At 66.1% G+C, this 23,163-nt stretch carries 24 protein-coding genes and 1 tRNA gene; 14 read left to right on the forward strand and 11 right to left on the reverse strand.

Going from position 1 to position 23,163, the window contains the following annotated elements:
- Positions 1-80 precede the first annotated feature (80 nt).
- Together ABIC17_RS18450 and ABIC17_RS18455 are read left to right on the forward strand one after the other, a co-directional pair.
- The gene (locus ABIC17_RS18450) at positions 81-2,594 is read left to right on the forward strand and encodes a glycoside hydrolase family 9 protein (RefSeq protein ID WP_354284355.1); all 2,514 of its coding nucleotides are present in this window, start codon (positions 81-83) and stop codon (positions 2,592-2,594) included.
- Between the two features lie 268 nt (positions 2,595-2,862).
- Positions 2,863-4,947, forward strand: coding sequence for a prolyl oligopeptidase family serine peptidase (locus ABIC17_RS18455; protein WP_354284357.1), 2,085 nt, complete (start codon positions 2,863-2,865; stop codon positions 4,945-4,947).
- Positions 4,948-4,981: 34 nt separating this feature from the next.
- Here ABIC17_RS18455 and ABIC17_RS18460 read toward each other — a convergent pair.
- The 3 genes from ABIC17_RS18460 to ABIC17_RS18470 form a co-directional block, all read right to left on the reverse strand.
- Positions 4,982-5,057, reverse strand: a tRNA-Thr gene (locus ABIC17_RS18460).
- Positions 5,058-5,091: 34 nt separating this feature from the next.
- A complete protein-coding gene (locus tag ABIC17_RS18465) occupies positions 5,092-6,015 on the reverse strand; it encodes a hypothetical protein (protein ID WP_354284359.1) in 924 nt (307 codons plus the stop codon).
- A complete protein-coding gene (locus ABIC17_RS18470; RefSeq protein ID WP_354284361.1) occupies positions 6,005-6,781 on the reverse strand; it encodes a Crp/Fnr family transcriptional regulator in 777 nt (258 codons plus the stop codon). The genes ABIC17_RS18465 and ABIC17_RS18470 overlap by 11 nt, the downstream gene beginning before the upstream one ends.
- A 116-nt stretch (positions 6,782-6,897) precedes the next feature.
- Between ABIC17_RS18470 and ABIC17_RS18475 the strand changes: the two genes are divergently transcribed.
- The 4 genes from ABIC17_RS18475 to budC all read left to right on the forward strand — a co-directional run bounded on the left by ABIC17_RS18475 (position 6,898) and on the right by budC (position 10,597).
- A complete protein-coding gene (locus ABIC17_RS18475; protein ID WP_354284363.1) occupies positions 6,898-8,019 on the forward strand; it encodes an alpha/beta hydrolase in 1,122 nt (373 codons plus the stop codon).
- A 103-nt stretch (positions 8,020-8,122) separates the two neighbouring features.
- Positions 8,123-9,208 carry a catalase family protein gene (locus ABIC17_RS18480; protein WP_354284365.1) on the forward strand — a complete coding sequence of 362 codons (1,086 nt, stop codon included), beginning with the start codon at positions 8,123-8,125 and terminating at the stop codon, positions 9,206-9,208.
- 58 nt (positions 9,209-9,266) lie between these two features.
- On the forward strand, positions 9,267-9,836 hold the full coding sequence (locus ABIC17_RS18485; protein ID WP_354284367.1) for a type 1 glutamine amidotransferase domain-containing protein: 570 nt from the start codon (positions 9,267-9,269) through the stop codon (positions 9,834-9,836).
- Entirely contained in the window at positions 9,836-10,597 is a 762-nt protein-coding gene (budC, locus tag ABIC17_RS18490) for a meso-2,3-butanediol dehydrogenase (protein WP_354284369.1), read from the forward strand. Before ABIC17_RS18485 ends, budC begins: the two co-directional genes overlap by 1 nt.
- A 50-nt stretch (positions 10,598-10,647) precedes the next feature.
- On the opposite strand, the gene ABIC17_RS18495 is transcribed toward budC, so the two are convergent.
- Entirely contained in the window at positions 10,648-11,958 is a 1,311-nt protein-coding gene (locus ABIC17_RS18495) for a replication-associated recombination protein A (protein ID WP_354284371.1), read from the reverse strand.
- 179 nt (positions 11,959-12,137) lie between these two features.
- The gene (locus tag ABIC17_RS18500) at positions 12,138-12,296 is read right to left on the reverse strand and encodes a hypothetical protein (protein WP_354284602.1); all 159 of its coding nucleotides are present in this window, start codon (positions 12,294-12,296) and stop codon (positions 12,138-12,140) included.
- Between ABIC17_RS18500 and ABIC17_RS18505 the strand changes: the two genes are divergently transcribed.
- Positions 12,255-12,794, forward strand: coding sequence for a PadR family transcriptional regulator (locus tag ABIC17_RS18505; RefSeq protein WP_354284586.1), 540 nt, complete (start codon positions 12,255-12,257; stop codon positions 12,792-12,794). The genes ABIC17_RS18500 and ABIC17_RS18505 overlap by 42 nt on opposite strands.
- Positions 12,794-13,108 (forward strand): DUF2218 domain-containing protein, encoded by a 315-nt coding sequence (locus ABIC17_RS18510; RefSeq protein ID WP_354284373.1) that lies wholly within the window; start codon positions 12,794-12,796, stop codon positions 13,106-13,108. The genes ABIC17_RS18505 and ABIC17_RS18510 overlap by 1 nt, the downstream gene beginning before the upstream one ends.
- Before the next feature lie 203 nt (positions 13,109-13,311).
- On the opposite strand, the gene ABIC17_RS18515 is transcribed toward ABIC17_RS18510, so the two are convergent.
- On the reverse strand, positions 13,312-14,463 hold the full coding sequence (locus tag ABIC17_RS18515; RefSeq protein ID WP_354284375.1) for a glycosyltransferase family 4 protein: 1,152 nt from the start codon (positions 14,461-14,463) through the stop codon (positions 13,312-13,314).
- Positions 14,464-14,537: 74 nt separating this feature from the next.
- Here ABIC17_RS18515 and ABIC17_RS18520 point away from each other — a divergent pair, with 74 nt between their 5' ends.
- Positions 14,538-15,242 carry a glutathione S-transferase C-terminal domain-containing protein gene (locus tag ABIC17_RS18520; protein ID WP_354284377.1) on the forward strand — a complete coding sequence of 235 codons (705 nt, stop codon included), beginning with the start codon at positions 14,538-14,540 and terminating at the stop codon, positions 15,240-15,242.
- Here the strand turns inward: ABIC17_RS18520 and ABIC17_RS18525 are convergent.
- Both ABIC17_RS18525 and ABIC17_RS18530 read right to left on the reverse strand, forming a co-directional pair.
- The gene (locus ABIC17_RS18525; RefSeq protein WP_354284379.1) at positions 15,239-15,739 is read right to left on the reverse strand and encodes a GAF domain-containing protein; all 501 of its coding nucleotides are present in this window, start codon (positions 15,737-15,739) and stop codon (positions 15,239-15,241) included. The genes ABIC17_RS18520 and ABIC17_RS18525 overlap by 4 nt on opposite strands.
- Before the next feature lie 67 nt (positions 15,740-15,806).
- Positions 15,807-16,223: a BLUF domain-containing protein gene (locus ABIC17_RS18530; RefSeq protein ID WP_354284381.1), complete on the reverse strand. Its 417-nt coding sequence runs from the start codon at positions 16,221-16,223 to the stop codon at positions 15,807-15,809.
- Between the two features lie 162 nt (positions 16,224-16,385).
- Between ABIC17_RS18530 and radA the strand changes: the two genes are divergently transcribed.
- The 5 genes from radA to ABIC17_RS18555 all read left to right on the forward strand — a co-directional run bounded on the left by radA (position 16,386) and on the right by ABIC17_RS18555 (position 21,152).
- Positions 16,386-17,759: a DNA repair protein RadA gene (gene radA / locus ABIC17_RS18535; RefSeq protein ID WP_354284383.1), complete on the forward strand. Its 1,374-nt coding sequence runs from the start codon at positions 16,386-16,388 to the stop codon at positions 17,757-17,759.
- Positions 17,760-18,022: 263 nt separating this feature from the next.
- Entirely contained in the window at positions 18,023-18,598 is a 576-nt protein-coding gene (locus tag ABIC17_RS18540) for a CvpA family protein (RefSeq protein WP_354284385.1), read from the forward strand.
- A 27-nt stretch (positions 18,599-18,625) separates the two neighbouring features.
- Positions 18,626-19,060, forward strand: a complete 435-nt coding sequence (locus ABIC17_RS18545; protein ID WP_354284387.1) for an iron-sulfur cluster assembly scaffold protein — start codon at positions 18,626-18,628, stop codon at positions 19,058-19,060.
- Positions 19,057-20,817, forward strand: a complete 1,761-nt coding sequence (locus tag ABIC17_RS18550) for a cation:proton antiporter domain-containing protein (protein ID WP_354284389.1) — start codon at positions 19,057-19,059, stop codon at positions 20,815-20,817. Before ABIC17_RS18545 ends, ABIC17_RS18550 begins: the two co-directional genes overlap by 4 nt.
- Positions 20,814-21,152, forward strand: coding sequence for a DUF423 domain-containing protein (locus tag ABIC17_RS18555; protein ID WP_354284391.1), 339 nt, complete (start codon positions 20,814-20,816; stop codon positions 21,150-21,152). The genes ABIC17_RS18550 and ABIC17_RS18555 overlap by 4 nt, the downstream gene beginning before the upstream one ends.
- A gap of 142 nt (positions 21,153-21,294) precedes the next feature.
- On the opposite strand, the gene ABIC17_RS18560 is transcribed toward ABIC17_RS18555, so the two are convergent.
- From ABIC17_RS18560 to ABIC17_RS18570, 3 genes are read right to left on the reverse strand one after another with little or no spacing between them, the layout of a single operon-like run.
- Positions 21,295-21,438 carry a DUF2256 domain-containing protein gene (locus ABIC17_RS18560; RefSeq protein WP_354284393.1) on the reverse strand — a complete coding sequence of 48 codons (144 nt, stop codon included), beginning with the start codon at positions 21,436-21,438 and terminating at the stop codon, positions 21,295-21,297.
- Positions 21,438-22,529: a 3-dehydroquinate synthase gene (aroB, locus tag ABIC17_RS18565; RefSeq protein WP_354284395.1), complete on the reverse strand. Its 1,092-nt coding sequence runs from the start codon at positions 22,527-22,529 to the stop codon at positions 21,438-21,440. Before aroB ends, ABIC17_RS18560 begins: the two co-directional genes overlap by 1 nt.
- Positions 22,526-23,092: a shikimate kinase gene (locus ABIC17_RS18570; protein WP_354284397.1), complete on the reverse strand. Its 567-nt coding sequence runs from the start codon at positions 23,090-23,092 to the stop codon at positions 22,526-22,528. The genes aroB and ABIC17_RS18570 overlap by 4 nt, the downstream gene beginning before the upstream one ends.
- Positions 23,093-23,163: the final 71 nt, after the last annotated feature.

Below are 23,163 nucleotides of genomic sequence, written 5' to 3' on the forward strand. Positions count from 1 at the left end.
CCGCCCGGGCGGCGCGGCTTGCCGATCGAATGCCCTGTCGCGCCGTCCGTCGGACAGGTTCCGGACATGAGGAAGACTGTATGAAGCGGGTTGTTGTCGCGTTGCTTACGAGTGCGAGTTTGATGGCGGGAATCACCGCAGTGTCGGGTCAGTCCCGGACCGCCCCGGCCAAGGGGCCGGCGCTGATCGTCACGCCCGCCGAGACGCTGGAGGCGCAGGGCCTGTCGGTCATCATCGACCAGAACAAGTTCAGCCCGATCTTCTTCGACGAGAAGAACGCGGGCATCCAGCTCGTCCTGCATGGCAACCGGATCGCGACCGACGGCGCGGTGCGGCTCGACCGCACGCCCGAGCAGTGGGCACCGGTGCCTGCCTTCATCAGCCGCACGCGCGGCACCGAGCCAAATCAGATCGTCGTCCGGTCGGACTATAAAGCGGTCGACCTGGCGTATAGCGTCAAGGTCACCGCGGAGGCGGGCGGCTTCCGCATCGCGGTCGATCTCGATCGGCCGCTTCCCGCGGCGCTCGCGGGCAAGGCGGGGTTCAACCTCGATTTCCTGCCGACCGCCTATTTCGGCAAGAGCTATTTGATGGACGCTGCCCCCGGCCTGTTCCCGCGGCATCCGACCGGGCCGATGGCCAAGGACGGCTCGGGGGATCCGCTGCCGATGGCAACGGGCGGCAAGTCGGTCACGCTTGCGCCCGAGGACCCGCTGACCCGCGTCAGCATCACCTCGGACGCGGGGACGCTGTCGCTCTATGACGCGCGCAATCGGGCGCAGAACGGCTGGTTTGTCGTCCGGTCGGAGATCCCGGCGGGGGCGAAGGAGAATGCGGTCGTCTGGCATGTCCGCCCCAACGTCATCAAGAACTGGGTGCGCGAGCCCGTCGTGTCGTTCAACCAGGCAGGCTATACGCCCGGGCGCAGCAAGGTCGCGCTGATCGAGCTCGACCCCAATTTCACCGCCCCCACCGAGGCCGAACTCGTCAAGCTCGGGCCGGACGGCAGCAAGCAGTCGGTGTTCCGCGCCAAAACCAAACCGCGCGGTCGATGGACGCGCTATGCCTATGCCGCGTTCGATTTCTCGAGCGTGCGTGAGCCGGGCGTCTATGCGATCTCCTACGCCGGGCAGACGACCAACCCGTTCCGGATCGCCGCCGATGCCTATGGCCGGATCTGGCAGACATCCCTCGACACCTTCATCGCGGAACAGATGGATCATGTCGGGATCCGCGAACAGTATCGCGTCTGGTCCGCCCCGTCGCACTTGGACGATGCACGCCAGGCCCCGCCGAACATCACCCATTTCGACGGTTACAAGATGGGCCCCAATCTCGATTCCCCGTTCAAGGCGGGCGAGCATATTCCGGGCCTCGCGGTCGGCGGGTTCCAGGATGCGGGCGATTACGACATCCAGACGCCCGAAAACGCCTCGGTCGTGCGCGATCTGGTGTGGGCGCGGGAGCTTTTCGGGCTCGATTGGGACGAAACCAGCGTCGATGAGTCGGCGCGTGCGGTCGAGATCCGCAAGCCCGACGGGGTCGAGGATGCGGTCCAGCAGATCCGCCACGGCACGCTGCAATTGCTCGCGCAGTACAAGGTGTTCGGCCATGCGATCGTCGGGATCGTCGATCCGGCGCTGCGGCAATATGCGCATCTTGGCGACGCCGGGTCGCAGACCGACAATCTGGTCTACAATCCCAAGCTGAAGGCGACCGAGCGGAAGGGCGACGGGTCGGGCGCGCAGGACGATCGCTGGGCGTTCACCACCAACTTCCCCGCGAACAATCTTGTGGTCGCAGGGGCGCTCGCAGGCGCAAGCCGCGCGTTGCGCGAGAGCGATCCCGCGATGGCGGCGGAGTCGCTTGCAGCGGCCAAGGCGCTGTGGACCAAGGAACAGGCCGGGGTGAAGGACGGCGGCGACGGGCGTGACGATTCGTCCTCGCGTCGATCGCCCGAAATGGCGAACGTGGTCGCGACGGTCGAGCTGCTGATCACGAGCAAGGGCGACAAGGTCTATGCCGACCGGCTCCGCACGCTGATGCCGGTGATCCAGCAACACTTCGAATGGGTCGGCAGCGCGGCGGTCCGGGCGATCCCGCTGATGGATCCGGCGTATCGCGCGCAGCTCCTGCCGCTGGTGCAGGCGCTCAAGACCAAGGTCGATCAGGACATGACCAAGAACCCGTTCGGCGTGCCGATCAGCGACGGGTCATGGGCGGGGTCCAATCAGGTCGTCAGCTTCGGTACGACGATGTACCTGATGCACAAGGCGTTCCCCGAACTGATCGGGACCGAGCACACGCTGGCCGCGCTCGATTATGTGCTGGGGCGGCATCCGGCGAACAACCTGTCGCTGGTGTCCACCGTCGGCACCGCCTCCAAGCTAATCGGCTATGGCCACAATCGCGCCGACTACAGCTTCATCCCGGGCGGGATGGTGCCAGGCGTGCTGATCGTCAAACCCGACTTCCCCGAGGCGAAGCCCGACTGGCCGTTCCTGTGGTTCGAGAACGAATATACGGTCAGTACGACCTCGGCGTATATTCTGGCGGCGCGGGCGGCGATGGCGACGGCGGCGGAAACGCCCTGACGGGGCCCGGGGCTTGCCGCGCGCTGGCTGCGCGCGGCGGCACCGCCGGGCAGGGTGCGAGACCTCTCCTTCCGTTCGTTTCGAGCCTAGTCGAGAAACCTGGCACAGCGATCGTGGCGGCTTCTCGACTGCGCTCGAAGCGAACGGAAGGGGGGATGGGCTCGTTAAGGCCCCCGAGGGGATGGGGGACTAACGCGGACCGCTCTCCTGCTATTGCATGGCGCGCCCAATCGGGCATGACCGGCGGCGACCTATCCGGAGATCCCGCATGCGCCTGACCCTCGCCATAGCCCTCGCGACATCGCTTGGGGTTGCCACGCCGGTCGCGAGCATCGCGCAGCAACAGCCGAATGCAGCACCCGCCGAGGGGCCGCCGCGTGCGTTCACCGGCGCGGACCTGTTCGGGCTGTCGATCGCGGCGGACCCGCAGATCAGCCCGGACGGGCACACGATCGTCTACGTTCGCCGCAGTGCAGACGTGATGACCGACCGGATGCAGTCCTCGCTCTGGCTGATCGACGTCGCTTCCGGGCGGCAGACGCCGTTCGCGGCACAAGGGTCGACCCCGCGCTGGTCGCCCGACGGTACGCGCGTTGCCTATGCCGCCGCTGACGGCGATCGCTCGCAACTGTTCGTCCGCTGGCTGTCCTCCGGGACAAGTGCGCGCGTGACGAGCTTCCCCGGCGATCCGCAGGCACTGGCGTGGTCGCCTGATGGACGACAGCTTGCCTATGTCGCGACGGTCGCGGGTGAGGCGACGACGCTGGGCAAGGCTCCGCCCAAGCCCGAGGGCGCGAAATGGGCCGAGCCGCTGACGGTGATCGACCGGATCAACTATCGCAACGACGGGCCGGGATACGTCAAGCCGGGGCGCGATCATCTGTTCGTCGTCGCGGCAGAAGGCGGTGCCGCGCGCCAGCTGACGTTCGGTGCGTTCGATGACGGTGGCCCGCTTTCCTGGACGCCCGATGGGCGCTCGATCGTCTTCGCGGCGATCCGCGGCCCCGAGGCCGATCGGCAAGTGATGAACTCCGACGTCATCGCGGTCGACGTGACCAGCGGTGCGCTCCGGACGCTGACGAGCCGCGACGGCCCCGACGCCAAGCCGCTCGTATCCCCGGACGGCAGCCGGATCGCGTGGCTCGGGTTCGACGACAAGCGCCGCAGCTACGAGAACACGCAACTCTACATCGGCGACCGCAACGCCGGCGGTGCGAAGTCGCTCACCGAGCCGCTCGATCGCGGGATCGAGGATGCGGTGTGGGCCGCGGACGGGCGTAGCTTGTTCGCGAGCTACGACGATCGCGGGCGGCGCAAGGTCGCGCGGATCGGCCTTGATGGCCGCGTCACGCCGATCATCGACAATGTCGGCGGCGACGGGCTCGACCGACCGTATACTGGCGGTGCCTTCTCGGTCTCGCGCAACGGCACGATCGCCTATACCGGCGGCGATGCGTCCGCGCCTGCGGACGTGTGGGTGTCGAGCGGGGGCAAGCCGCGCCGCCTGACGCAGCTCAACGCGGTGATGACCGCGTCGAAGGCGTTGGCACCCATCCGCAAGATCGCGGTGACCGCACCCGATGGACGGTCGATCGACGCGTGGCTCGCAACCCCTCCCGGCCAGCCTGCCGGGAAACGCGCACCGTTGATCCTCGAGATCCACGGCGGTCCCAACAGCGCATACGGCCCGAGTTTTGCGACCGACGTGCAGCTCTATGCGGGGGCGGGCTATGCGGTGCTGTGGACCAATCCGCGCGGATCGACGTCCTATGGCGCGGAGTTCGCCAATCTGATCGACAAGAAATATCCCTCCGCCGATTACGACGACCTGATCGCCGCGGTCGATGCCGCGATCGCGGACGGCACCGCCGACCCCGACAATCTCTTCGTCACCGGCGGGTCGGGCGGCGGCGTGCTGACCGCGTGGATCGTCGGCAAGACCGACCGGTTCAAGGCAGCGGCAACGCAGAAGCCCGTGATCAACTGGGCGAGCGAAGCGCTGACGATGGACAACACGCTGTTCACCTCGCGCTACTGGTTCACCAAGCTGCCGTGGGAAGACCCGATGAGCTACTGGAACCGTTCGCCGTTGAGCCTCGTCGGCAACGTCAAGACGCCGACCTTAGTCGTCGTGGGCAGCGACGATTACCGCACGCCGGTATCCGAGTCGGAGCAATATTACGCCGCGCTCCAGATCCGCGGCGTGCCGACCGCGCTGGTCAAGGTGCCGGGGGCGAGCCACGGCGGCTTCACGTCGCGCCCGTCGCAATCGGCGGCCAAGGCGTCCGCGATCCTCGCATGGTTCGATCGCTATCGGGTCGGGGCTGGGGGCAACGCCGCTCCCAAGCCATGACCGGCGCGGCAGGCGATGCGCAAAGATGGGGGGATGGTGCCGGTTGCAGGAATCGAACCCGCGACATCCAGTTTACAAAACTGGCGCTCTACCAACTGAGCTAAACCGGCGTGGAGGATGCTGTCCTCGTGCGCATTCCATGCGTCAAGACACGCCGAAGGTCCAGCCCTCCGTGCGCGCGATCTGGCGCGTCATCGCGGGCGGATGCCATAAATCGTCGCGTCGCGCGTTCGTGCGGAGCCATGCCGCGGTGAGGATCGCATCGGTCGCATGATCGGTATAGCGCGGCATCGGCAGATGCGGTTCGCTCCCCATCGCGGCGAGCGCCAGGTCGAGCGCCTCGCCATCGCGCAGCTTGCTCAGGCCCTTGCGGATCCCCGCCGCGCGGGCGGCGATCGTCGTGTAGATTTCGACGACGCAGGCACCACGCCGGGGCGGGGGGTCGATCGGCCAGACCGGAATTGCGGGATCGAGATGATGCAGCAGGCGCATCCCTGCGAAGCTTGCCTTGGCGACCTGTGCCGCGCCGATCGCGTCGTAGACGGTCGATGCCTTGCCGCCGCCGTTCGCGTTAAAATGCTGTTCGCAGCGGCGATAGTGCATGAAGTGCGCCTTCACCCCGTCGGCCGCGCCCAGATAGAAATGCCGCCCCCGCCGCGTCTCCAGGAACGATGCCGCGCCAAGATCGGCATCGCTGCTGTGCCGGTCGACATAGGCCCATAATGCGCGCGGATCGGTCGCGTCGGTTTCGCCCGGCAGATAGGCGCCGCGATCGAGGAACGGCGCCGAGAAGCTGAAGTCGAACCCGACCAGCAAGGAGTCATCCGCGCGGTCGTGCAACCAGTGCAGGATATCGCTGCGTGACCAGACGCCACGCGGCGGCTCGACCAGCAGTGGTGCTGTGCGCCCCTCGTCGCAGATCGCCAGCGCGATACCGGGATGCCGCGCACCCTTCGCGCCTGACCAATCGATCGCCGCGAAGCGTGTAAAGTGCTTCGGAACTAGGTTCGTTTCCGGACTGGTGGTCGGCGTGGCGCATTCCGCCGACGGGGCTGTGTCACCGTCCATTGTCGACCGCATGTCCGTCCGCGATCAGCCGGCGATATTCCTGCTCCGGGTGGCCGTAGGTATCCCCGGCCAGTTGCAGCAACTTGTCACGGCAGCGCACGACAACCTTTGCTCGTAATCCCCGAATGGCCTGTTCCTCTTCCAGCCGGTGCAGGGCATCGGTGATGCTGCTGCGGCGCACGCCCAGCATGAGGCGAAACTCCTCGTGGGTCATGCAGATTTCGTCGGACTGCACGCGGTCGTGATACAACAGGATCCAGCGCGCCATCCGCCGCTCGATCGGGTGGGCGAGCGACGATACGATGGTGCGGCTCATCTGCAGCATGAAGATGTGGACGAACCGTAGCAGCGTCCGGTGGAGGGTCGGGCTCGCCGCGATCGCGGACAGCAACGCGTCCGCCGGGATGCGCAATGCGCGGCCATGTTCGGCCCGCATCGTCACGTCATAGGGGGACCGCCCATCCCCCAGGAGCAGGGGCCAGCCGATGAAGCCCTCGGCACCGATCAGGCCGACCGCGTAGCGCCGGTCGTCCTCGAGCGAATCCAGGATCCCCGCGATCCCCTGCTCGAAGAAGCACAGGCTGTCGATCGGGTCGCCTGCGCGGGTGATGAAGTCCCCCACCGCGAACGATACCGGGGTCAGATGCGGCACCAGTAATGCGAGGTCCGCGGTCGACAGACTGGCGAGCAGCAGGTTGCCGCCGGCCGCAACGGTATCGGGCTGCGCGTGCGAGATACTCGCAGAGATCGGGGTGACATTGCTCATGAAGGCTGGGGACATGGAAGGCTGGCCTGCTCGCTGGACAGGCCGCTTGGCCCGGAACCGTACAGAAACGTTCATGCCGTCGGGTTGTTCACCTTTTGATACAAGCAGGAGCGACCATGACTTTCACCCCCAAGCACCTTCCCGCCCGCGCGATACTCGTCGCTGCGCTGCTCTCGGCGTCGTCCGGCGTTTACGCGCAGTCCGCGCCGTCGGCCGATGCGCCGCCCCCGCCGCCGCCGCCCGCCACTGCAACCCAGCCGCCCAAGGCGGCGCCCGACATGCAGATGGTGCTCGATGCGCTGGCCGGCCTCGGCGGCAAGCCGATCGAGACGTTGACCCCGGCGCAGGCGCGTCAGCAGCCGTCCGCCGCCGATGGCGCAAAGGCGGCCATGGCCAAGAAGGGCATGCCCACGACGCCCGACGCGTCGGTCACGACGCAGGACGTGCGCTATGGCACCGACGCCCAGCAGTTCGCGCGCATCTACAAGCCAGCGGGCGCGCCGGCGGGCAAGCCGATGCCGATCGTCGTCTATTATCACGGCGGTGGCTGGGTGATCGCCGACGTCGCCACCTATGACGCCGCACCCCGCGCGATGGCCAAGGCGCTCAACGCGATCGTCGTGTCGGTCGAATATCGGCATGCGCCCGAGTTCAAGTTCCCGGCGCAGCATGACGATGCCGCGGCAGCCTATCGCTGGACGCTGCAGAATGCCGCGAGCTGGGGTGGTGATCCGGCCAAGATCGCGGTCGCAGGCGAGAGCGCTGGCGGCAATCTGGCGGTCGCCACCGCCATCTACGCACGGGATAACCGCCTGATCGCGCCGCTCCACATCGTGTCGGTCTATCCGATCGCGAACAGCAGCATGACGCTGCCGTCGCGCAAGGATTCGGCGAATGCCAAGCCGCTCAACACCGCGATGCTCGGCTGGTTCGGCCATTACTATCAGACCAGCAAGGCGGATGCGCAGGACCCGCGGCTGAACCTCGTCGCGGCCAACCTGCGTGGCCTGCCGCCGACGACGATCATCAACGCGCAGATCGATCCGCTGCGCTCAGACGGTGAAACGCTGGCGACTGCGATGCGGGCGGCAGGGGACAAGGTGGAGCAGCGCACCTTCCCCGGCGTGACGCACGAGTTCTTCGGCATGGCCAAGGTCGTCCGCGGCGCGAAGGACGCCAACGATCTCGCGGTCGCGCGGTTGAAGGCAGCGTTCGCGGCGGCACCGCGCCAGCGTTAAGCGACACGGGGGCGGCAGGTCGCCGCCCCCGCATATGTGTGGGGAAGGGTCAGCGGCGAAGCGCGCGACATGGCTTTTCCCAACCTTTCGAGGAAATTTTGCCATGACGCATCTACCGTATCGCGACGATATCGAGACGCTCGAACCCAATGAGCAGGACAGTATCGACGGCATCATCGAGGGCATGACCCAGGAGGCCCAGACGGTCGAGAAGCGCGACGGTCATGCCGTCCGGGCAAGCCACGCCAAGAGCACCGCCTGCGTCATCGGCAAGATGACCGTGTCCGACGGTCTGCCGCCGGAACTGGCGCAAGGCTTGTTCGGCGCGCCGGGCACGTTTGATGTCGCGGTCCGCTTTGCGCAGGGGCCGGGCGAGAAGCTCAACGACCGTGTGTCGACCCATCGCGGGATGGCGATCAAGGTGTTCGGGGTCGAAGGCGAGACGCTTCCCAGCCATGATGCGCCGACGCAGGATTTCGTGCTGGCGAGCGGCACCACCTTCCCGGCGGGGACAGCGGACGGTTTTCTGCAGCAGGCGAAGAAGATCGGCGCGACGGTGCCGATGCCGGAGGGCGTGAAGAGTGCGGCGGCATCGGTTGCGCGCACGATGAACACGCTGCTCAACGCCGTCGGTGCGGGGCCGAATGCCGCGCTCGACTTCTACGGGCATCCCTTCAGCCATCCGCTCCACGAAGACTATTACAGCCAGTGCCCGATCCGCTTTGGCGATTACGTCGCGAAGATCGGTGCGTTCGCGGTCGCGCCCGAGCAACGGGCGCTCGCGGACTGGCGGCTCGATCCGCATCAGGACGAGGACGGCTTTCGTCACGCGGCGATCGACTATTTCGACCGCAACGATGCGGTGTTCGAGCTGCGCGCGCAAATCTGGACCAACGCCGAAACCCAGCCGATCGAGGACACGTCGGTCGAATGGCCCGAAGAGGATAGTGCATACCGCACGATCGCCACGATCCGCCTGCCGCGCCAGGCCGCCTATGGCGCGGAGCGGGTTCGCTATTTCGATGAGGTGATGACGTTCCGGCCGGCCCACAGTCTGGCCGCACACCGCCCGCTCGGCGGCGTGATGCGCGCGCGCATGCAGGTATATCGCGCGCTGAGCGACTTCCGCCACCGGGAAACGGGCATCCCGGCCGCAAACACCGCGCGTATCGACGACATTCCTGCCTGACCGGCGGATCGGCGGCGCACAGCCACCTCCCACCACACCGACACTGATGGAGATGACCATGAAACTCGACGGCAAGAAGATCGCGATCCTGATCGCACCCCGCGGCACCGAGGAGCCCGAATTCGCGCAACCCAAATCCGCGGTCGAACAGGCTGGCGGCACGGTGACGGTGATCAGCCTCGAAGCGGGGGAGGCGCAGACCGTCAACAACGACCTCGACCCCGGCACAACCTTCCCGATCGACGCAGCGATATCGGATGTATCGGCATCCGAATTCGATGGCTTGGTGATCCCAGGGGGCTGCGTCGGCGCGGACAAACTGCGGTCGTCGGACGCGGTGATCGCATTCGTGCGCGCGTTCTTTACCGCCGGCAAACCCGTTGCCGCAATCTGCCATGCGCCCTGGACACTGATCGAGGCCGATCAGGTGCGCGGTCGTACGCTGACCTCCTATCCGACGCTCGAAACGGATATCCGCAACGCGGGCGGCCATTGGGTCGACCAGGACGTCGTCGTCGATCAGGGGCTCGTCACCAGCCGCACGCCCGATGACTTGCCCGCCTTCTGTGCAAAGCTGATCGAGGAATTCTGCGAGGGCCGTCATGCGGCGCAGGCGGAGAACGCGTAATGGCGCGATTCTCCGACACGGTGGTCGTGATCACTGGCGCCGCCTCAGGAATCGGTGAGGGCGTGGCGCGCCGGTTTGCCGCGGAAGGCGCAAGCCTGATGCTCGGCGACATTGACGCGGACGGCCTCGACCGCCTGGCGCAGTCGCTCGGCGGCGCGGTCGCGATCTTGCCGACCGACGTTTCCGATCGCGCGGCGTGCGCGGCGCTCGTGCAGGCGGCGGTCGATCGCTTCGGGCGTATCGACGTCCTCGTCAACAATGCGGGCGTCGATCATCTCGGCAAGCTCGACGAGGGCGCCTTCTCTGAATTCACCAAGGTGATCGAGACCGACCTCTACGGCGTCGTTCATATGAGCCGCGCGGCGATCGCGCACCTGCGAGAAGCGAAGGGGTGCATCGTCAACGTCTCGTCGGTGTCGGGTCTTGGCGGGGACTGGAACCACAGCTTTTACTGTGCAGCGAAGGGTGCCGTCACCAACTTCACCCGCGCGCTGGCGATGGACGAGGCGCGGAACGGCGTGCGCGTCAATGCGGTGAACCCGTCGCTGACCTATACCGCGCTGACCGCGGGAATGAAGGAACAGCCCGACCTGATCGCCAAGTTCGAGGAGCGTATCCCGCTCGGTCGCGGTGCGGAGCCCGACGATATTGCGGGCGTGGTCGCTTTCCTCGCGAGTGACGATGCGCGGTTCGTCACCGGGGTGAACCTGCCGGTCGACGGCGGGCTGACGGCGTCCAACGGGCAACCGCCGCTGTCTTGAACGACTGGGGGGCAGGGACGCTGTCCCCCGGATCGTTTGCCGATGCCGTATTATTGTTCGCGGGAAGGATCGATCCGGCGGTTGGACCAGAAGTCGACGCGCTTCTTGATCTCGCGTTCATAGCCCCGCTCGTTCGGCTGGTAGAAGACCGGGCGGCCTTTCTGCGACAGTTCGTCCGGGAAGAAATTCTGCCCCGAAAAGGCATCGGCGTGATCGTGATCATACTGATAGCCCTCGTGATATCCCAGTTCCTTCATCAGCTTGGTCGGCGCGTTCAGGATTCGCTTCGGGGGGGCGACCGAGCCGGTCGCTTTCGCCAGTGCCCGCGCGCGGTCGAACGCCAGATAGGCGGCATTCGATTTGGGCGCGGTCGCGACATAGGCGATCGCCTGGGCCATGAAGAGCCGTCCTTCGGGTAGCCCGACACGCTCGAACGCCTGCCATGCGGTCAGAACCTGGATCATCGCATTGGGGTCGGCCATCCCCACGTCCTCCGATGCCGCGCAACTGAGACGGCGGAATATCACCGAGGCGTCCTCACCACCCTCCATCATCCGCGCCGCCCAGTACATCGCGGCGTCGACGTCGCTCCCGCGCAGGCTCTTATGGAAGCAGCTCAGCAGGTTGAAATGTTCTTCCTGCCCCTTGTCGTAGAGCGGCGCGCGCGACTGCACGATCGTCGCGAGCTGTTCCACGGTGAGCGGCTCGGAGACGGCCCCGGCGAAGATGTCTTCGCACAGGCCGATCAAATAGCGCGCGTCGCCATCAGCCATGCCGATCAGCGCGCTGCGCGCACGCGGATCGAGCGGTAGCGGGCGCTGCTGGTGTTCTTCGACGCGACCGATCACGCGACCGAGGTCTTCGCTATCGAGCCTGCTCAGCGTGTAGACCTTGGCGCGCGAGAGCAACGCGGAGACCAGACTGAAGCTCGGGTTTTCGGTCGTCGCCCCGATCAGCACGAACGTCCCGTCCTCGATCGCAGGGAGCATCGCGTCCTGGACCGGACGCGAGAAGCGATGAAGCTCGTCGATGAACACCACGGTCGTGCGGCCCGCGCTTGCCCGCAGCGACGCCGCGGTGGCGATCGCCTTGCGGAGATCGACGATGCCCGTCGAAACCGCCGACAGCTGGATGAACTCGTAATCGGTCGCCTGTGCCATCAACCGCGCGATGGTCGTCTTGCCGACGCCCGGTGGTCCCCACAGCACGAACGATGACAGGCGCTTGCGCTGAATCATGCGACTGAGCGGCGCGTCGGGGCCCAATAACTGCTCCTGACCGATGACGTCCGAGATTTTGCTGGGCCGCAAAAGCTCGGCGAGCGGCTGCTTGGCGAGGGACGAGAAGAGCGAGTCGGTCATTGGGCTGCCTTATGCGCACGGATGGCGTGGTCGAGTGGGAAAGGGTCACCTGGCGCTTTGAAACACAGCCAGCCTCCGGATGCGTCGGGGAGGATGACCATCGCGGGAAAGATAAGGTCCCGAACGAAAATTTGCACGTCACCCTTGCACGCGCTGTTCAAAGATATATCTTAGTGCCATCATGAATAGGAAGAGACAGTATGTTTGGATTTCATCAACACGGTAGTCGCGGCTGCGATCGGCACGGGCATCGCTTTGGCGATCGGCACGGCGAAGGCGCGTCGCGGATGGGCATGATGCGGGGCGGGGGTGGTCGCGGTTTCGGTGGCGGCGATCATTCCGAGGGACGTTCCGGCGGCAGGGGCGGTCCGCGCGGCCGTCGGATGTTCGACGGTGGCGAGCTGCGGCTGGTGCTGCTCAAGCTGATCGCGGACGAGCCCCGCCACGGCTATGACCTGATCCGCAGCATCGAGGACCTGACCGGTGGTGCCTATGCGCCGAGCCCCGGCGTGGTCTATCCGACGCTGACGTTGCTCGACGACATGGATCTGATCGCAGCGCGACAGGCGGACGGTGCCAAGAAGCTGTTCGAGGCGACCGCGACGGGGACGCAGCATCTCGTCGACAATGCTGAACTGGTCGAGGCGCTGTTTGCGCGGCTTGCCGGCGTTGGGGCGGAACGCGCGCGCACCGATGGCGCGTCGGTACGCCGTGCGATGGGCAATTTGCGCGAGGTGCTTATCAACAAGCTGCGCAGCGAGGACGTGGCGATCGAGACGATCCATGCCGCCGTCGCGCTGATCGACGATGCGGCGCAGAAGATCGAGCGTCTGTGATGGAGCATGTCGCAACCGCCCGCGTGCCCACTGCGCACGCCAGCAAATATTTGCAGCAGACGTGCAAGCATTGGGAGCACAATCTGACGGTCGCCTATACCGCGACTCACGGCACGATCGTTTTCCCGCGGGATGCCCGCGGCGCGGATTATCCGGGCGATGCGACCGTCACGTTCGATGCCGAACCGGACGCGCTCGTGGTGCGGATCGACGCGACCTCGCCCGAGCAACTCGAGGGACTGAAGGGGGCGGTTGCACGGCACGTTGACCGGTTTGCATTCCGGGAGGCACCGCTGGTGTACGACTGGGGGTGAGAATGGCGCGGGCCGTACCCTGATCTTGCGGGGATTCGGGCGTACGGCGTCCTTTCCCTACTCCTGGCGTCACCCTGAACTCGTTTCAGGGTCCACCGCGCCACTGAGGCAGGCCTCGGTAGCACGGTGGATGCTGAAACAAGTTCAGCATGACGCCAGAAACGAGGTTGAGGCCGCCGCCGTACGCCGTCCGACCGTCCTGCCTATCGCCCAGAACGCCGCTCGATCACGCGCAGATAGGTGTCGAGCACGGTCTGGTTGATCGTGTCCCACTTATACCCCCCCGCCTTGGCATGACCCGCCGCGCCCGCCGCGCGGCGAAAGGCGTGGTCTTCGCAGAACCGTTGCAGCGCATCGGCATAGCCCTGGATGTCGGTCGGCGGGACGATCAACCCGGTCACGCCGTCGTCGATCAGCCCGACCGCACCCGAGGCGCGCGCCGCGACGACGGGGACGCCTGCCGCCATCGCCTCGAGCGTGACGTTGCCGAACGTCTCGGTAATGCTCGGGTTGAAGAACACGTCCATCGACGCGACCGCGCGACCGAGGTCATCGCCCGACTGGAACCCGGCGAACACCGCGTCGGGCACTTCCTTGGCGAACCAGTCGCGCGCGGGGCCTTCGCCGATTACCAGCGTCTTGTGGCGCACCCCGCGGCGGTCGAGCGCGTGCATCGCGTCAGCGAACACATCGAGGCCCTTTTCCTTGACCAGCCGGCCGAGGAACCCGACCGCGATCTCGTCATCCGCGATGCCTAGGCTTCGACGCCACTGTAGATCGCGGCGGCCGGGGCTGAAGCGATCATGGTTGACCCCGCGCGACCAGCGGCTGACGGGGGTCGGCACGCCCCATTCGCGCAGGATCTCGCCCATCATCTGGCTCGGTGCGAGGACTTCGTCGACCCGCGAGTAGAATTTGGCCTGGAGCCGGACCAGCGTGCGGACCAGAAAGCCGAGCCCGTAATAGCTCATGTAGGTCTCGAAGCGGGTATGGTAGGATGCGACGACCGGAATGCCGTGGTCTTCTCCGTACTTAACCGCGCTGTGGCCCAGGACGTCGGGGGCGGAGACGTGGATGAGATTGGGGGCGAACGCTTTTAGGTCGGCCCGCAATTGCGCGTTGAGTCCAAGCGACACCTTGTATTCGGCGCGTCCCGGAAATTTGAAGGACGGCGCGCTGACCAGATCGCCGGTCGGCGCGAACGCTGGGCGTCGGCTCGTCGGCGCATAGACGCGTACCTGTGCGCCTTGTTGCAGCAGATGCCCGACAAGCAGGTTTAACGCCTGATTCGCACCATCGCGCGTATAATTATAGTTGCCGCTGAACAGGGCCACGCGGAGATCGGATGCGTCCATTGGCAGGGGCCATAGCGAAGCGCAGGGGGGATGACTATCTCCCTCGGTGCCGCCATTTTGTCAGGAGTCCCGCCATGGTCGATCTTTCGCGTTTTCCGATCACGCAGCGTTGGCCAGCGGCGCATCCCGACCGGTTGCAACTGTATTCGCTGCCGACCCCCAACGGCGTGAAAGTCTCGATCATGCTGGAGGAAACCGGCCTCGCTTATGAGCCGCATCTGATCGACTTTGCGAACGATGATCAGAAGTCGCCTGCGTTCGTTTCGCTCAACCCGAATGGCAAGATCCCTGCGATCATCGATCCGGACGGTCCCGGCGGCGTTCCGTTGGGGTTGTTCGAATCCGGCGCGATCCTGCTGTATCTCGCCGAGAAGACGGGCAAGTTCCTGCCCGCGGATCCGGCCGAGCGGCTTCAGGCGATCCAGTGGGTGATGTTCCAGATGGGCGGCGTCGGTCCGATGTTCGGGCAGCTCGGCTTCTTCGTGAAGTTTGCGGGCAAGGATTACGAGGACAAGCGTCCACGTGACCGATACGTCGCGGAGGCAAAGCGGTTGCTCGGCGTGATGGACGCGGCGCTGGCGGGGAAACAGTGGTTCCTGGGGGACAGCTATACGATCGCCGATATTGCGATGATCGGCTGGGTTCGCGCGCTCGTCGATTTCTACGGCGCGGGCGATCTGGTCGGGTTCGACGCCTTCGGCAATGTGCGGGCCTGGCTCGATCGGGGCCTTGCCCGTCCGGCGGTCCAGCGCGGGTTGGAGATTCCCGCGCGCGGCTAGCCGAGGCTGTCGCGCGAGGGCGCATCCAGGATCGCGGCGATCTCCGCGGCAAACCCGCGGATCGTTGCGATCAGTTCGGGCATGTCGATCTTGGCGGGACCAGGATCGATCGCACAGAGCGTTCCGAAAAACCGGCCGTCGGACAAAGTTATCGGCAGCGAAATGTAACTTTCGAAACCGTAGAGGATAGGTGTCGGATGGGTCCGCCAATAGGCGTCTCCCGACACGCTATCGATCACGACCGGTTGCCCATGTTCGCGGATCTCGTTGCAGATTGTCGTCTTCAAATCGAGTTCGTCACCCGGATCTAGCCCGAACTCGATCTGATCGAGCACATGACACGCCGTCCACGTCTGCTCTGTGACCTGTGCGACCGCGGCAAATCCCATTCCGGTAAGATCGCAGACGCGCGCAAGAATTTCGGCAACGCGCGGGTTCCCGGCCAGAGTAACGCAACCTGTAGCTTTACTCTGCATCGGAATGTTCCCCAGGCGCATCTATACCGCGTCTGGCGAGACGGGCAAGCTACACTGTGCGAAGGGGAAATTCGCTGATGCGGGGATGTCAGGCGGCTGCGTGCAGCGTCGCGAACTCGGTGAATTCCGCGCGCAGCATGGGGTCGTCGATCGGCGCGACCAGTTGCTCGACGATCGCTCGCAAATCGCGCTTCTGTCCGTTGCGGTCGACCACCCGTGCGGAACGATACCCCATCGCCCATTCGCCGAACGCCCGTGTCTCGATCGTCTTGTTCGACAGTCGGACGACCGCGAAATGCCGTGGATCGCGCGAGATTCGCTCGAACACGCTCGCGACTGCTTCTTCCGGACCCTCGAGCACTTGCAGGAATCGGCGTCCACCGACGACCAGCAATCCGGTTACCCCGACGGCGGCATTGTTCCGGCGCGAGCTCCGCAGGATACCGTCTAGCGCAGCCTCGTCGAAGCCGTCGCGGGCGGTGCTGATGTAGAGGATACGCTGCATGAGGGAACTCCGTTGAACGCCCCTAGAATTGCCGCGAAAGCCGAACGTTTCGTTAATTTGATGGTCAGTACTATACTGACCCATGTTATCGTGTGCCGCCGACGCGGCCGTTCGTCGACAAGCCCTGTTCCCTTAACGTTCCAGTTGGGCTAGGCTGTCCCGATGGCAAAACCCCAGAAGCGCTACGTCTGCCAATCCTGCGGCTCAGTCTCGCATCGCTGGGCGGGGCAGTGCGGCGATTGCTCCGAATGGAACACGATGGTCGAGGATACGGCGGGTGCCAACGTCACCCCGTTCCAGGCCAAGCACAATCTGATGGGGGGCGGGCGATCGATCCAGCTCGTCGGGTTGGATGCCGAGATCACGCTCCCCGAACGGATGCAATCGGGCATCGCGGAACTCGACCGCGCGCTGGGTGGCGGGTTCGTCGAGGGGTCGGCGACGCTGATCGGCGGCGATCCGGGGATCGGCAAGTCGACGCTGCTGCTGCAAGCCGCCGCCAAGATGGCGATGACTGGATTGCCTGTGGCCTATGTCTCGGGCGAGGAAGCCGCGGATCAGGTGCGTCTGCGCGCGCGGCGGCTTGGGCTTGGCAGTGCACCGGTGATGCTCGCGGCGGCGACCTCGGTGCGCGATATCCTGACGACGCTGTCGCAGGCGACCCCGCCCGCGTTGCTCGTGATCGATTCGATCCAGACGATGCATTCCGACCTGATCGAGGGCGCGCCGGGCACCGTCAGCCAGGTCCGCGCCTCGGCGCAGGAGCTGATCCGCTTCGCCAAGGAACGCGGCACCGCGGTGGTGCTGGTCGGCCATGTCACCAAGGACGGCAGCATCGCGGGGCCGCGCGTGCTGGAACATATGGTCGACACGGTGCTGAGCTTCGAGGGCGAACGCAGCCATCAATATCGCATCCTCCGCGCGATCAAGAACCGCTTCGGCGGGACCGACGAGATCGGCGTGTTCGCGATGGTCGCCGAAGGGCTGACCGAAATCGCCAACCCCTCCGCCTTGTTCCTGACCCAGCGTGAAGAGGGGGTGACGGGCACCACCGTCTTCCCCGCGCTGGAGGGCACGCGGCCGGTCCTCGTGGAAATCCAGGCGCTGGTCGTCCGCCTCGCGAGCGGCGCGACGCCGCGGCGCGCGGTGGTCGGGTGGGACAGCGGCCGGATGGCGATGATCCTCGCGGTGCTCGAGGCGCGCTGCGGCCTCAGCTTCTCGGCGTGCGAGGTCTATCTCAACATCGCTGGCGGCTATAAAGTGCAGGATCCCGCGGCGGATCTCGCGGTGGCGGCGGCGCTGGTTTCGGCGCTGAGCGAACGGCCGGTCCCGGTCGATGCGGTGGCGTTCGGCGAGATCGCTTTGTCGGGCGAGATCCGCCCGGTCGCACACGCGCCGCTCCGGTTGAAGGAAGCGGGCAAGCTCGGGTTCGAGCGCGCGTTGCTCCCCTCCGCGATCACCGACGACAAGAGCGGGCTGAAGCTGACCGGGTTTCGGACGCTTGCCGACTTCGTCGGGCATATGCTGGGGAAGTAGCGGGGCACTCGCGGGTATGACTCCCCTTAGCCCGTCCCCTTCAGGGGAGGGGTTGGGGTGGGGCCGTGCCGCGCGTTCGGCCGAGGTCTCTGCGAGGCGTTCCCCACCCCCACCCCTCCCCTAGAGGGGAGGGGCTTGCTTGTTGCACGGGCCTCGAAACAAACGGAGGGGGGGGACCAAGTCGCACCCTTACGAGGGACGAGCCTGCCTCCCCAGCTGCAACGCCCTCGACTCCCCCGGCCCGCTCCGGATAGAGCAACCCCATGAACCTCACTGCGCTCGACATCATCGTCCTCATCGCCGTCGGCGGCGCGGCCATGCTCGGCGTGGCGCGCGGGTTCGTCACTGAATTCCTGTCGCTGTTCGCCTGGGTCGCGATCGTCTTTGCGCTCAAGCTGTTTCACGTTCCGCTGACGCACGCGCTGACCGGCGTGGTCGGGACCACCGCGGGCGCGGCGGTGCTGGCGTTCGCGCTGCTGGCGGGGGGGACCTATTTCGTCGGGCGGATGATCGCCAATGCGGTCGGTGCGCGGACTCGCGATTCGGTCATCGGCCCGATCGACCGGGCACTGGGGTTCGGTTTCGGCGCGCTCAAGGGGCTGATTCTCGTAAGCCTCGGCTTTCTGCTGGTCGTGCTGGTCACCGACACGATGGGCGGCGGCCCAACCCAGCGACCAATCTGGCTCAAGTCGGCGCGCGTCTATCCTTTGCTCAACGTCACCAGCGCAGGGATCGCGGATTTTGTCGACCGCCGGCGCAAGGGCCTGCCGCTGTTCGAACCGACGCTTGGCAAGACCACGCCCGCGCAACCGATCAAAGATCCCAAACGGGGTGACTGAGACGATCGGGCTGCCTACATAAGGGGCATGAACGCCCCGCTCTACAATACCGAGATCCTGCGCCTCGCCGCGTCCATCCCCAATCATGCGCGTCTGCCCGATCCGATGGGGAGCGCGGAGAAGCGATCGCCGATCTGCGGCAGCCGCGTAACGGTCGACGTCGCGGTCGATGCCGAGGGCCGCGTTTCGGAGCTCGGGATGCTCGTGCGGGCGTGCGCGCTGGGGCAGGCTTCCGCATCGCTGATGGGGGCGACCGTGATCGGCAAATCGGCGGAGGAGCTCGCGACGGCGCGCGATGCGGTCGCGGCCTGGCTCGCGGGTGAGGGGCCGGTACCCGAATGGCCCGGGGTCGACGTGCTGACCCCGGCCTTGCCACACAGCGCGCGCCATGCCTCGATCCGGCTCGCGTTCGAGGCCGCGGCGGAGGCGGCGCACGCAGCCGCCGCAAAGGCGCCGGCATGAGCGAATCGCTGCTGTTCGACGGTGTCGTCCTCGGCGGTTTCGCTCTCGTTTTCGTTCTCATCTTCCGTCGCCTCGGGCTCGGTGCGACGCTGGGTTTCCTTGTTGCCGGTGCCGTGGCGGGGCCGCAGGTGCTTCACCTCGTCGGCAACGCGCAGTCCAAGATCGGTGTCGCTGAACTCGGCATCACGCTGCTGCTGTTCATCGTCGGGCTGGAACTCAATCCCACGCGACTGTGGGCGCTCAAGAAGGAGATCTTCGGGCTCGGACTGATGCAGGTCGTCGGCTGCGGCCTTGCCGTAACCGTGGTCGTCTGGATCGCAACGCACTTCTCGGGTGCGGCGGCGCTGGTGCTCGGTTTGCCGCTCGCGCTGTCGTCGACGGCGCAGGTGCTCCCCATGCTGCAATCCGCGGGGCGGATGCGTACCCCGTTCGGCGAGCGCGCCTTTTCTATCCTGCTGTTCCAGGATCTGTCGATCGTCCCGCTGATCACGATCGTCGCGGTGCTGTCGCGCAACCCGGCCGATGCGAACGCGCCGCCGGGATGGCTGCTGTTTCTCTACACCGTTGCCGCGGTTGCCGGGCTGGTGCTGGCGGGGCGTTTCCTGCTGCGGCCGTTCTTCCGAATCATCGGCAATCTCGGCGAGCGCGAGATGTTTGTGTTTGCTGGCTTGTTTACCGTGGTCGCATCGGCGGCGATCATGGAGGCGCTTGGCCTGTCGACCGCGCTCGGCGCATTCGTTGCGGGCGTGATGCTCGCGGACAGCCCGTACCGGCACGAGCTGGAAGCCGATGTCGAGCCGTTCCGCTCGATCCTGCTCGGGCTGTTCTTCCTGGCGGTCGGCATGATGCTCGATCTCCATGCGATCGCCGAGCGGCCGTTCTTCGTGATCGGCATGGCGCTTGCGCTGATCGCGACCAAGGCGATCATCATCTTCGGGATCGGGATGCTGTTTCGCATGACCTGGCGGTCGGCGCTCGCGCTCGGGCTGTTGCTCAGCCAGGGCGGCGAATTCGGCTTCGTGCTGTTCGCCCAGGCGCAGAAGGCGCTGCTGATCGCGCCCGAGGCGGCGAGCCTGTTCGGCGCGATCGTGACCCTGTCGATGGCGACCACGCCGTTCCTCATGTCGATGACGCGCCGCATCCGCGAGGAGCCGGTCCAGACCGGCGACCGCGACGGGCCGCAGGCGGATGGCGCGAACGCACTGATCGTCGGCTACGGACGGTTCGGCCAGACGGTCGCGCAGATGCTGATCGCGCAGGGGATTCCGGTGACGCTGATCGACAACGATATCGAGATGATCGACATCGCGGGCGAGTTCGGCGCGAAGGTCTATTATGGCGATGGCACGCGGATGGACCTGTTGCGCCAGGCGGGCGCAAGCGAGGCCGAACTGATCCTGTTCTGCATCGATGGCGATCAACTGTCGGCGGATCTAGTCGAGGGCGTGCATGCGGCGTTCCCCGACGCGGCGATCTTCGTGCGCGCTTATGATCGCCGCGCGGTGATCAAGCTCAAGGGCGCACCGGCCGATGGCATCGTGCGCGAGGTTCTCGAATCGGCGGTGCGGATGGCGCGGCTTGCGCTGCTCAAGGTGGGGGTCGACCAGGCCGAGATCGATCGCAGCGAGGATCGCTATCGCCGCGAGGACCGGGAGCGGTTGAAGGCGCAAGTCGAGGCCGGGGACATTCGCGTCGCCCGCGACCGAATCATAACCCAGGTCTCGCGCGAGGGACCGAGCGAGGCGTTGGGCGGATGAATTTTCTGGCGTTACTGGCGGCGCTGTGTGGCGCGATGGCGGTCGGTGCGGGTGCGTTCGGCGCGCATGGCGCGACCGGTGATTCGGCCAAGTGGCTGACGACGGGCGCGCATTATCAGATGATCCACGCGGTCGCGGCGCTGGTTGCGCTGCAGATGGGGGCGCGGGGGCCGGCGTGGCTGTTCGTGATCGGCGGGGTGATTTTCGCCACGACGCTGTATTTGATGGCGCTGGGCCTGCCGCGCTGGCTGGGGGCGATTACGCCGATTGGCGGTGCTCTGCTGATCGCGGGGTGGTTGTGGCTGGCGTGGGGGGCGATGCGGGCGGGGGTGTGACGGCCCCTCCTAACCTTCGCTTCCCCGGCGAAGGCCGGGGTCCAGTTGCAGAACGAACGTTAACTGGGAACTGCGCTTCGTTACCTCGGCCATCTCTACTGGGCCCCGGCCTTCGCCGGGGAAGCGCGTTAGGGGATGGGAACTACCCCTTCGCCATCCGGCACTTGTCCGAACAATAAACGACATTCTCCCAGTCGCGCTCCCACTTCTTGCGCCACGCGAACGGGCGCTGGCAGACCGGGCAGACCTTGGTCGGCAAATCCCGCTTGGCGACGCCGCGCGGCATCAGGCCGCCAGGAACACGCGGATGTCCGCGAGGTCGACCGACTTGTCGAGGAACGTCCGTCCGATCCCGCGCGCGAGCAGGAAGGGGAGCGTGCCCGCGTCCATCTTCTTGTCGTGGAGCATGTGATCGACCAGCACGTCCGCGCTCGCCGAAATGCCTGCCGCCGCAACGCCGTCGGGCAGCCCGATCGCGCGCAGATGCGCCGCCACGCGCTCGGCGTCCGCCGCCGGGGCAAGATCGTGCGTGGCGGAATACTGGAACGCGAGCGCCATCCCCGCCGCGACGCCTTCGCCGTGGAGCAGCCGATCCGAGAAGCCCGCTTCGGCTTCCAGCGCGTGGCCGAAGGTGTGGCCGAGGTTGAGCAACGCGCGCTTGCCGGTGGTCTCGCGTTCGTCCTCCGCGACGATCCGCGCCTTGGCACCGACCGAATGCGCGATCGCATAAACGCGCGCGTCCGGATCGCCCGCGAGCAGCGCGGCGGCGTTCGCCTCGCACCAGTCGAAGAATTCGGGATCGTCGATCAGCCCGTATTTGACGACTTCGGCATAGCCCGCGCGGACTTGCCGCAGCGGCAGCGTGTCGAGCACTTGCGGGTCGATCAGCACCAGCGCGGGCTGGTGGAACGCCCCGATGAGATTCTTGCCCGCGCGGCTGTTGATCGCGGTCTTGCCGCCGACCGACGAATCGACCTGTGCGAGCAGCGTGGTCGGGATCTGCACGAACCCGCAGCCGCGCTTGAGGATGGCGCAGGCAAAGCCGACGAGATCACCGATCACCCCGCCGCCGAGCGCGATGACATGGTCGCCACGCTCGATCCCGAGATCGAGCAACCGATCGGTCAGCGCCTCGAGCTGCGCCCAGCTTTTCGTCGATTCACCAGGGTTTAGAACGATCGCCTCGCTCTCGACCCCCGCCGCAGACAGCGATGTTTGCAATGTTTCCAGATGCGGCAGGACGTTCGAGTCGGTCACGATCGCCATCTTTCGCCCGCGCGACAGCGGCGCGAGCCAGTCGGCGGCGCGCGCGAGCAGGCCGGCCTCGATCACGACATCGTAACTGCGCGAACCAAGCGAAACGGGGATCGTCGTCATATTTGTCCAAGAGCTTTCAGGATGGCGTTGACGGTGGCGTCATGCGGCGCGCGGTGGCTGGAGACGCGGAGCGGGGCCATCGCGTAGAACGGGTTGCGCACCCGCGCCAGTTCTTCGAGCACCTTGAGCGGGTCCTTGCCGCGCAACAGCGGGCGCGTATCGCGGCGCGACACGCGGTCGGCGAGAACGGACGGTTTCGCATCGAGCCAGACCGCAAAGGCATGCGCCAGAATCGTCTCACGCGTCTTCTGGTCGATGAACGCCCCGCCGCCGGTCGCAATGACGCGGCGTTCGCCGTCCATCAACCGCGCGATCACGCGGCGTTCCCCATCGCGAAAATAGGCTTCGCCGAATCGTTCGAAGATGTCCGGGATCGACATTCCGGCCGCGGTTTCGATTTCCGTATCAGCATCGACGAACGGCAGGCCGAGCCGCACCGCAAGCCGCCGCCCGACCGTCGATTTGCCAGCGCCCATCAGACCGACGAGCACGATCGGTTGGCCATTCCAAGGAGATGGGTCGGGCAGGGCGGTATCCTGAGAAGATGGCGGGCTTTGCAACATTGAAACGAGGGCTATACAGCGCCCCTGCGCATCGGGCAAAAGCTCGCTTGCGCCGCTCTTGTCTTTTCGGT

Source organism: Sphingomonas sp. PvP056, assembly GCF_040549155.1.
Lineage (GTDB): Bacteria > Pseudomonadota > Alphaproteobacteria > Sphingomonadales > Sphingomonadaceae > Sphingomonas.

Excerpts from the sequence above, each read along its gene's own strand:
- ABIC17_RS18470 (WP_354284361.1), bottom strand. The coding sequence starts at position 6,781 with ATGAGCAATGTCACCCCGATCTCTGCGAGTATCTCGCACGCGCAGCCC.
- aroB (WP_354284395.1), bottom strand. The coding sequence starts at position 22,529 with ATGACGACGATCCCCGTTTCGCTTGGTTCGCGCAGTTACGATGTCGTG.
- ABIC17_RS18495 (WP_354284371.1), bottom strand. The coding sequence starts at position 11,958 with ATGACCGACTCGCTCTTCTCGTCCCTCGCCAAGCAGCCGCTCGCCGAG.
- radA (WP_354284383.1), top strand. The coding sequence starts at position 16,386 with ATGGCAAAACCCCAGAAGCGCTACGTCTGCCAATCCTGCGGCTCAGTC.
- ABIC17_RS18485 (WP_354284367.1), top strand. The coding sequence starts at position 9,267 with ATGAAACTCGACGGCAAGAAGATCGCGATCCTGATCGCACCCCGCGGC.
- ABIC17_RS18560 (WP_354284393.1), bottom strand. The coding sequence starts at position 21,438 with ATGCCGCGCGGCGTCGCCAAGCGGGATTTGCCGACCAAGGTCTGCCCG.
- ABIC17_RS18550 (WP_354284389.1), top strand. The coding sequence starts at position 19,057 with ATGAGCGAATCGCTGCTGTTCGACGGTGTCGTCCTCGGCGGTTTCGCT.
- ABIC17_RS18455 (WP_354284357.1), top strand. The coding sequence starts at position 2,863 with ATGCGCCTGACCCTCGCCATAGCCCTCGCGACATCGCTTGGGGTTGCC.
- ABIC17_RS18555 (WP_354284391.1), top strand. The coding sequence starts at position 20,814 with ATGAATTTTCTGGCGTTACTGGCGGCGCTGTGTGGCGCGATGGCGGTC.
- budC (WP_354284369.1), top strand. The coding sequence starts at position 9,836 with ATGGCGCGATTCTCCGACACGGTGGTCGTGATCACTGGCGCCGCCTCA.
- ABIC17_RS18475 (WP_354284363.1), top strand. The coding sequence starts at position 6,898 with ATGACTTTCACCCCCAAGCACCTTCCCGCCCGCGCGATACTCGTCGCT.
- ABIC17_RS18530 (WP_354284381.1), bottom strand. The coding sequence starts at position 16,223 with ATGCAGCGTATCCTCTACATCAGCACCGCCCGCGACGGCTTCGACGAG.
- ABIC17_RS18450 (WP_354284355.1), top strand. The coding sequence starts at position 81 with ATGAAGCGGGTTGTTGTCGCGTTGCTTACGAGTGCGAGTTTGATGGCG.
- ABIC17_RS18510 (WP_354284373.1), top strand. The coding sequence starts at position 12,794 with ATGGAGCATGTCGCAACCGCCCGCGTGCCCACTGCGCACGCCAGCAAA.
- ABIC17_RS18500 (WP_354284602.1), bottom strand. The coding sequence starts at position 12,296 with ATGATCGCCGCCACCGAAACCGCGACCACCCCCGCCCCGCATCATGCC.
- ABIC17_RS18515 (WP_354284375.1), bottom strand. The coding sequence starts at position 14,463 with ATGGACGCATCCGATCTCCGCGTGGCCCTGTTCAGCGGCAACTATAAT.
- ABIC17_RS18545 (WP_354284387.1), top strand. The coding sequence starts at position 18,626 with ATGAACGCCCCGCTCTACAATACCGAGATCCTGCGCCTCGCCGCGTCC.
- ABIC17_RS18570 (WP_354284397.1), bottom strand. The coding sequence starts at position 23,092 with ATGTTGCAAAGCCCGCCATCTTCTCAGGATACCGCCCTGCCCGACCCA.
- ABIC17_RS18520 (WP_354284377.1), top strand. The coding sequence starts at position 14,538 with ATGGTCGATCTTTCGCGTTTTCCGATCACGCAGCGTTGGCCAGCGGCG.
- ABIC17_RS18480 (WP_354284365.1), top strand. The coding sequence starts at position 8,123 with ATGACGCATCTACCGTATCGCGACGATATCGAGACGCTCGAACCCAAT.
- ABIC17_RS18505 (WP_354284586.1), top strand. The coding sequence starts at position 12,255 with ATGCGGGGCGGGGGTGGTCGCGGTTTCGGTGGCGGCGATCATTCCGAG.
- ABIC17_RS18540 (WP_354284385.1), top strand. The coding sequence starts at position 18,023 with ATGAACCTCACTGCGCTCGACATCATCGTCCTCATCGCCGTCGGCGGC.
- ABIC17_RS18465 (WP_354284359.1), bottom strand. The coding sequence starts at position 6,015 with ATGGACGGTGACACAGCCCCGTCGGCGGAATGCGCCACGCCGACCACC.
- ABIC17_RS18525 (WP_354284379.1), bottom strand. The coding sequence starts at position 15,739 with ATGCGCCTGGGGAACATTCCGATGCAGAGTAAAGCTACAGGTTGCGTT.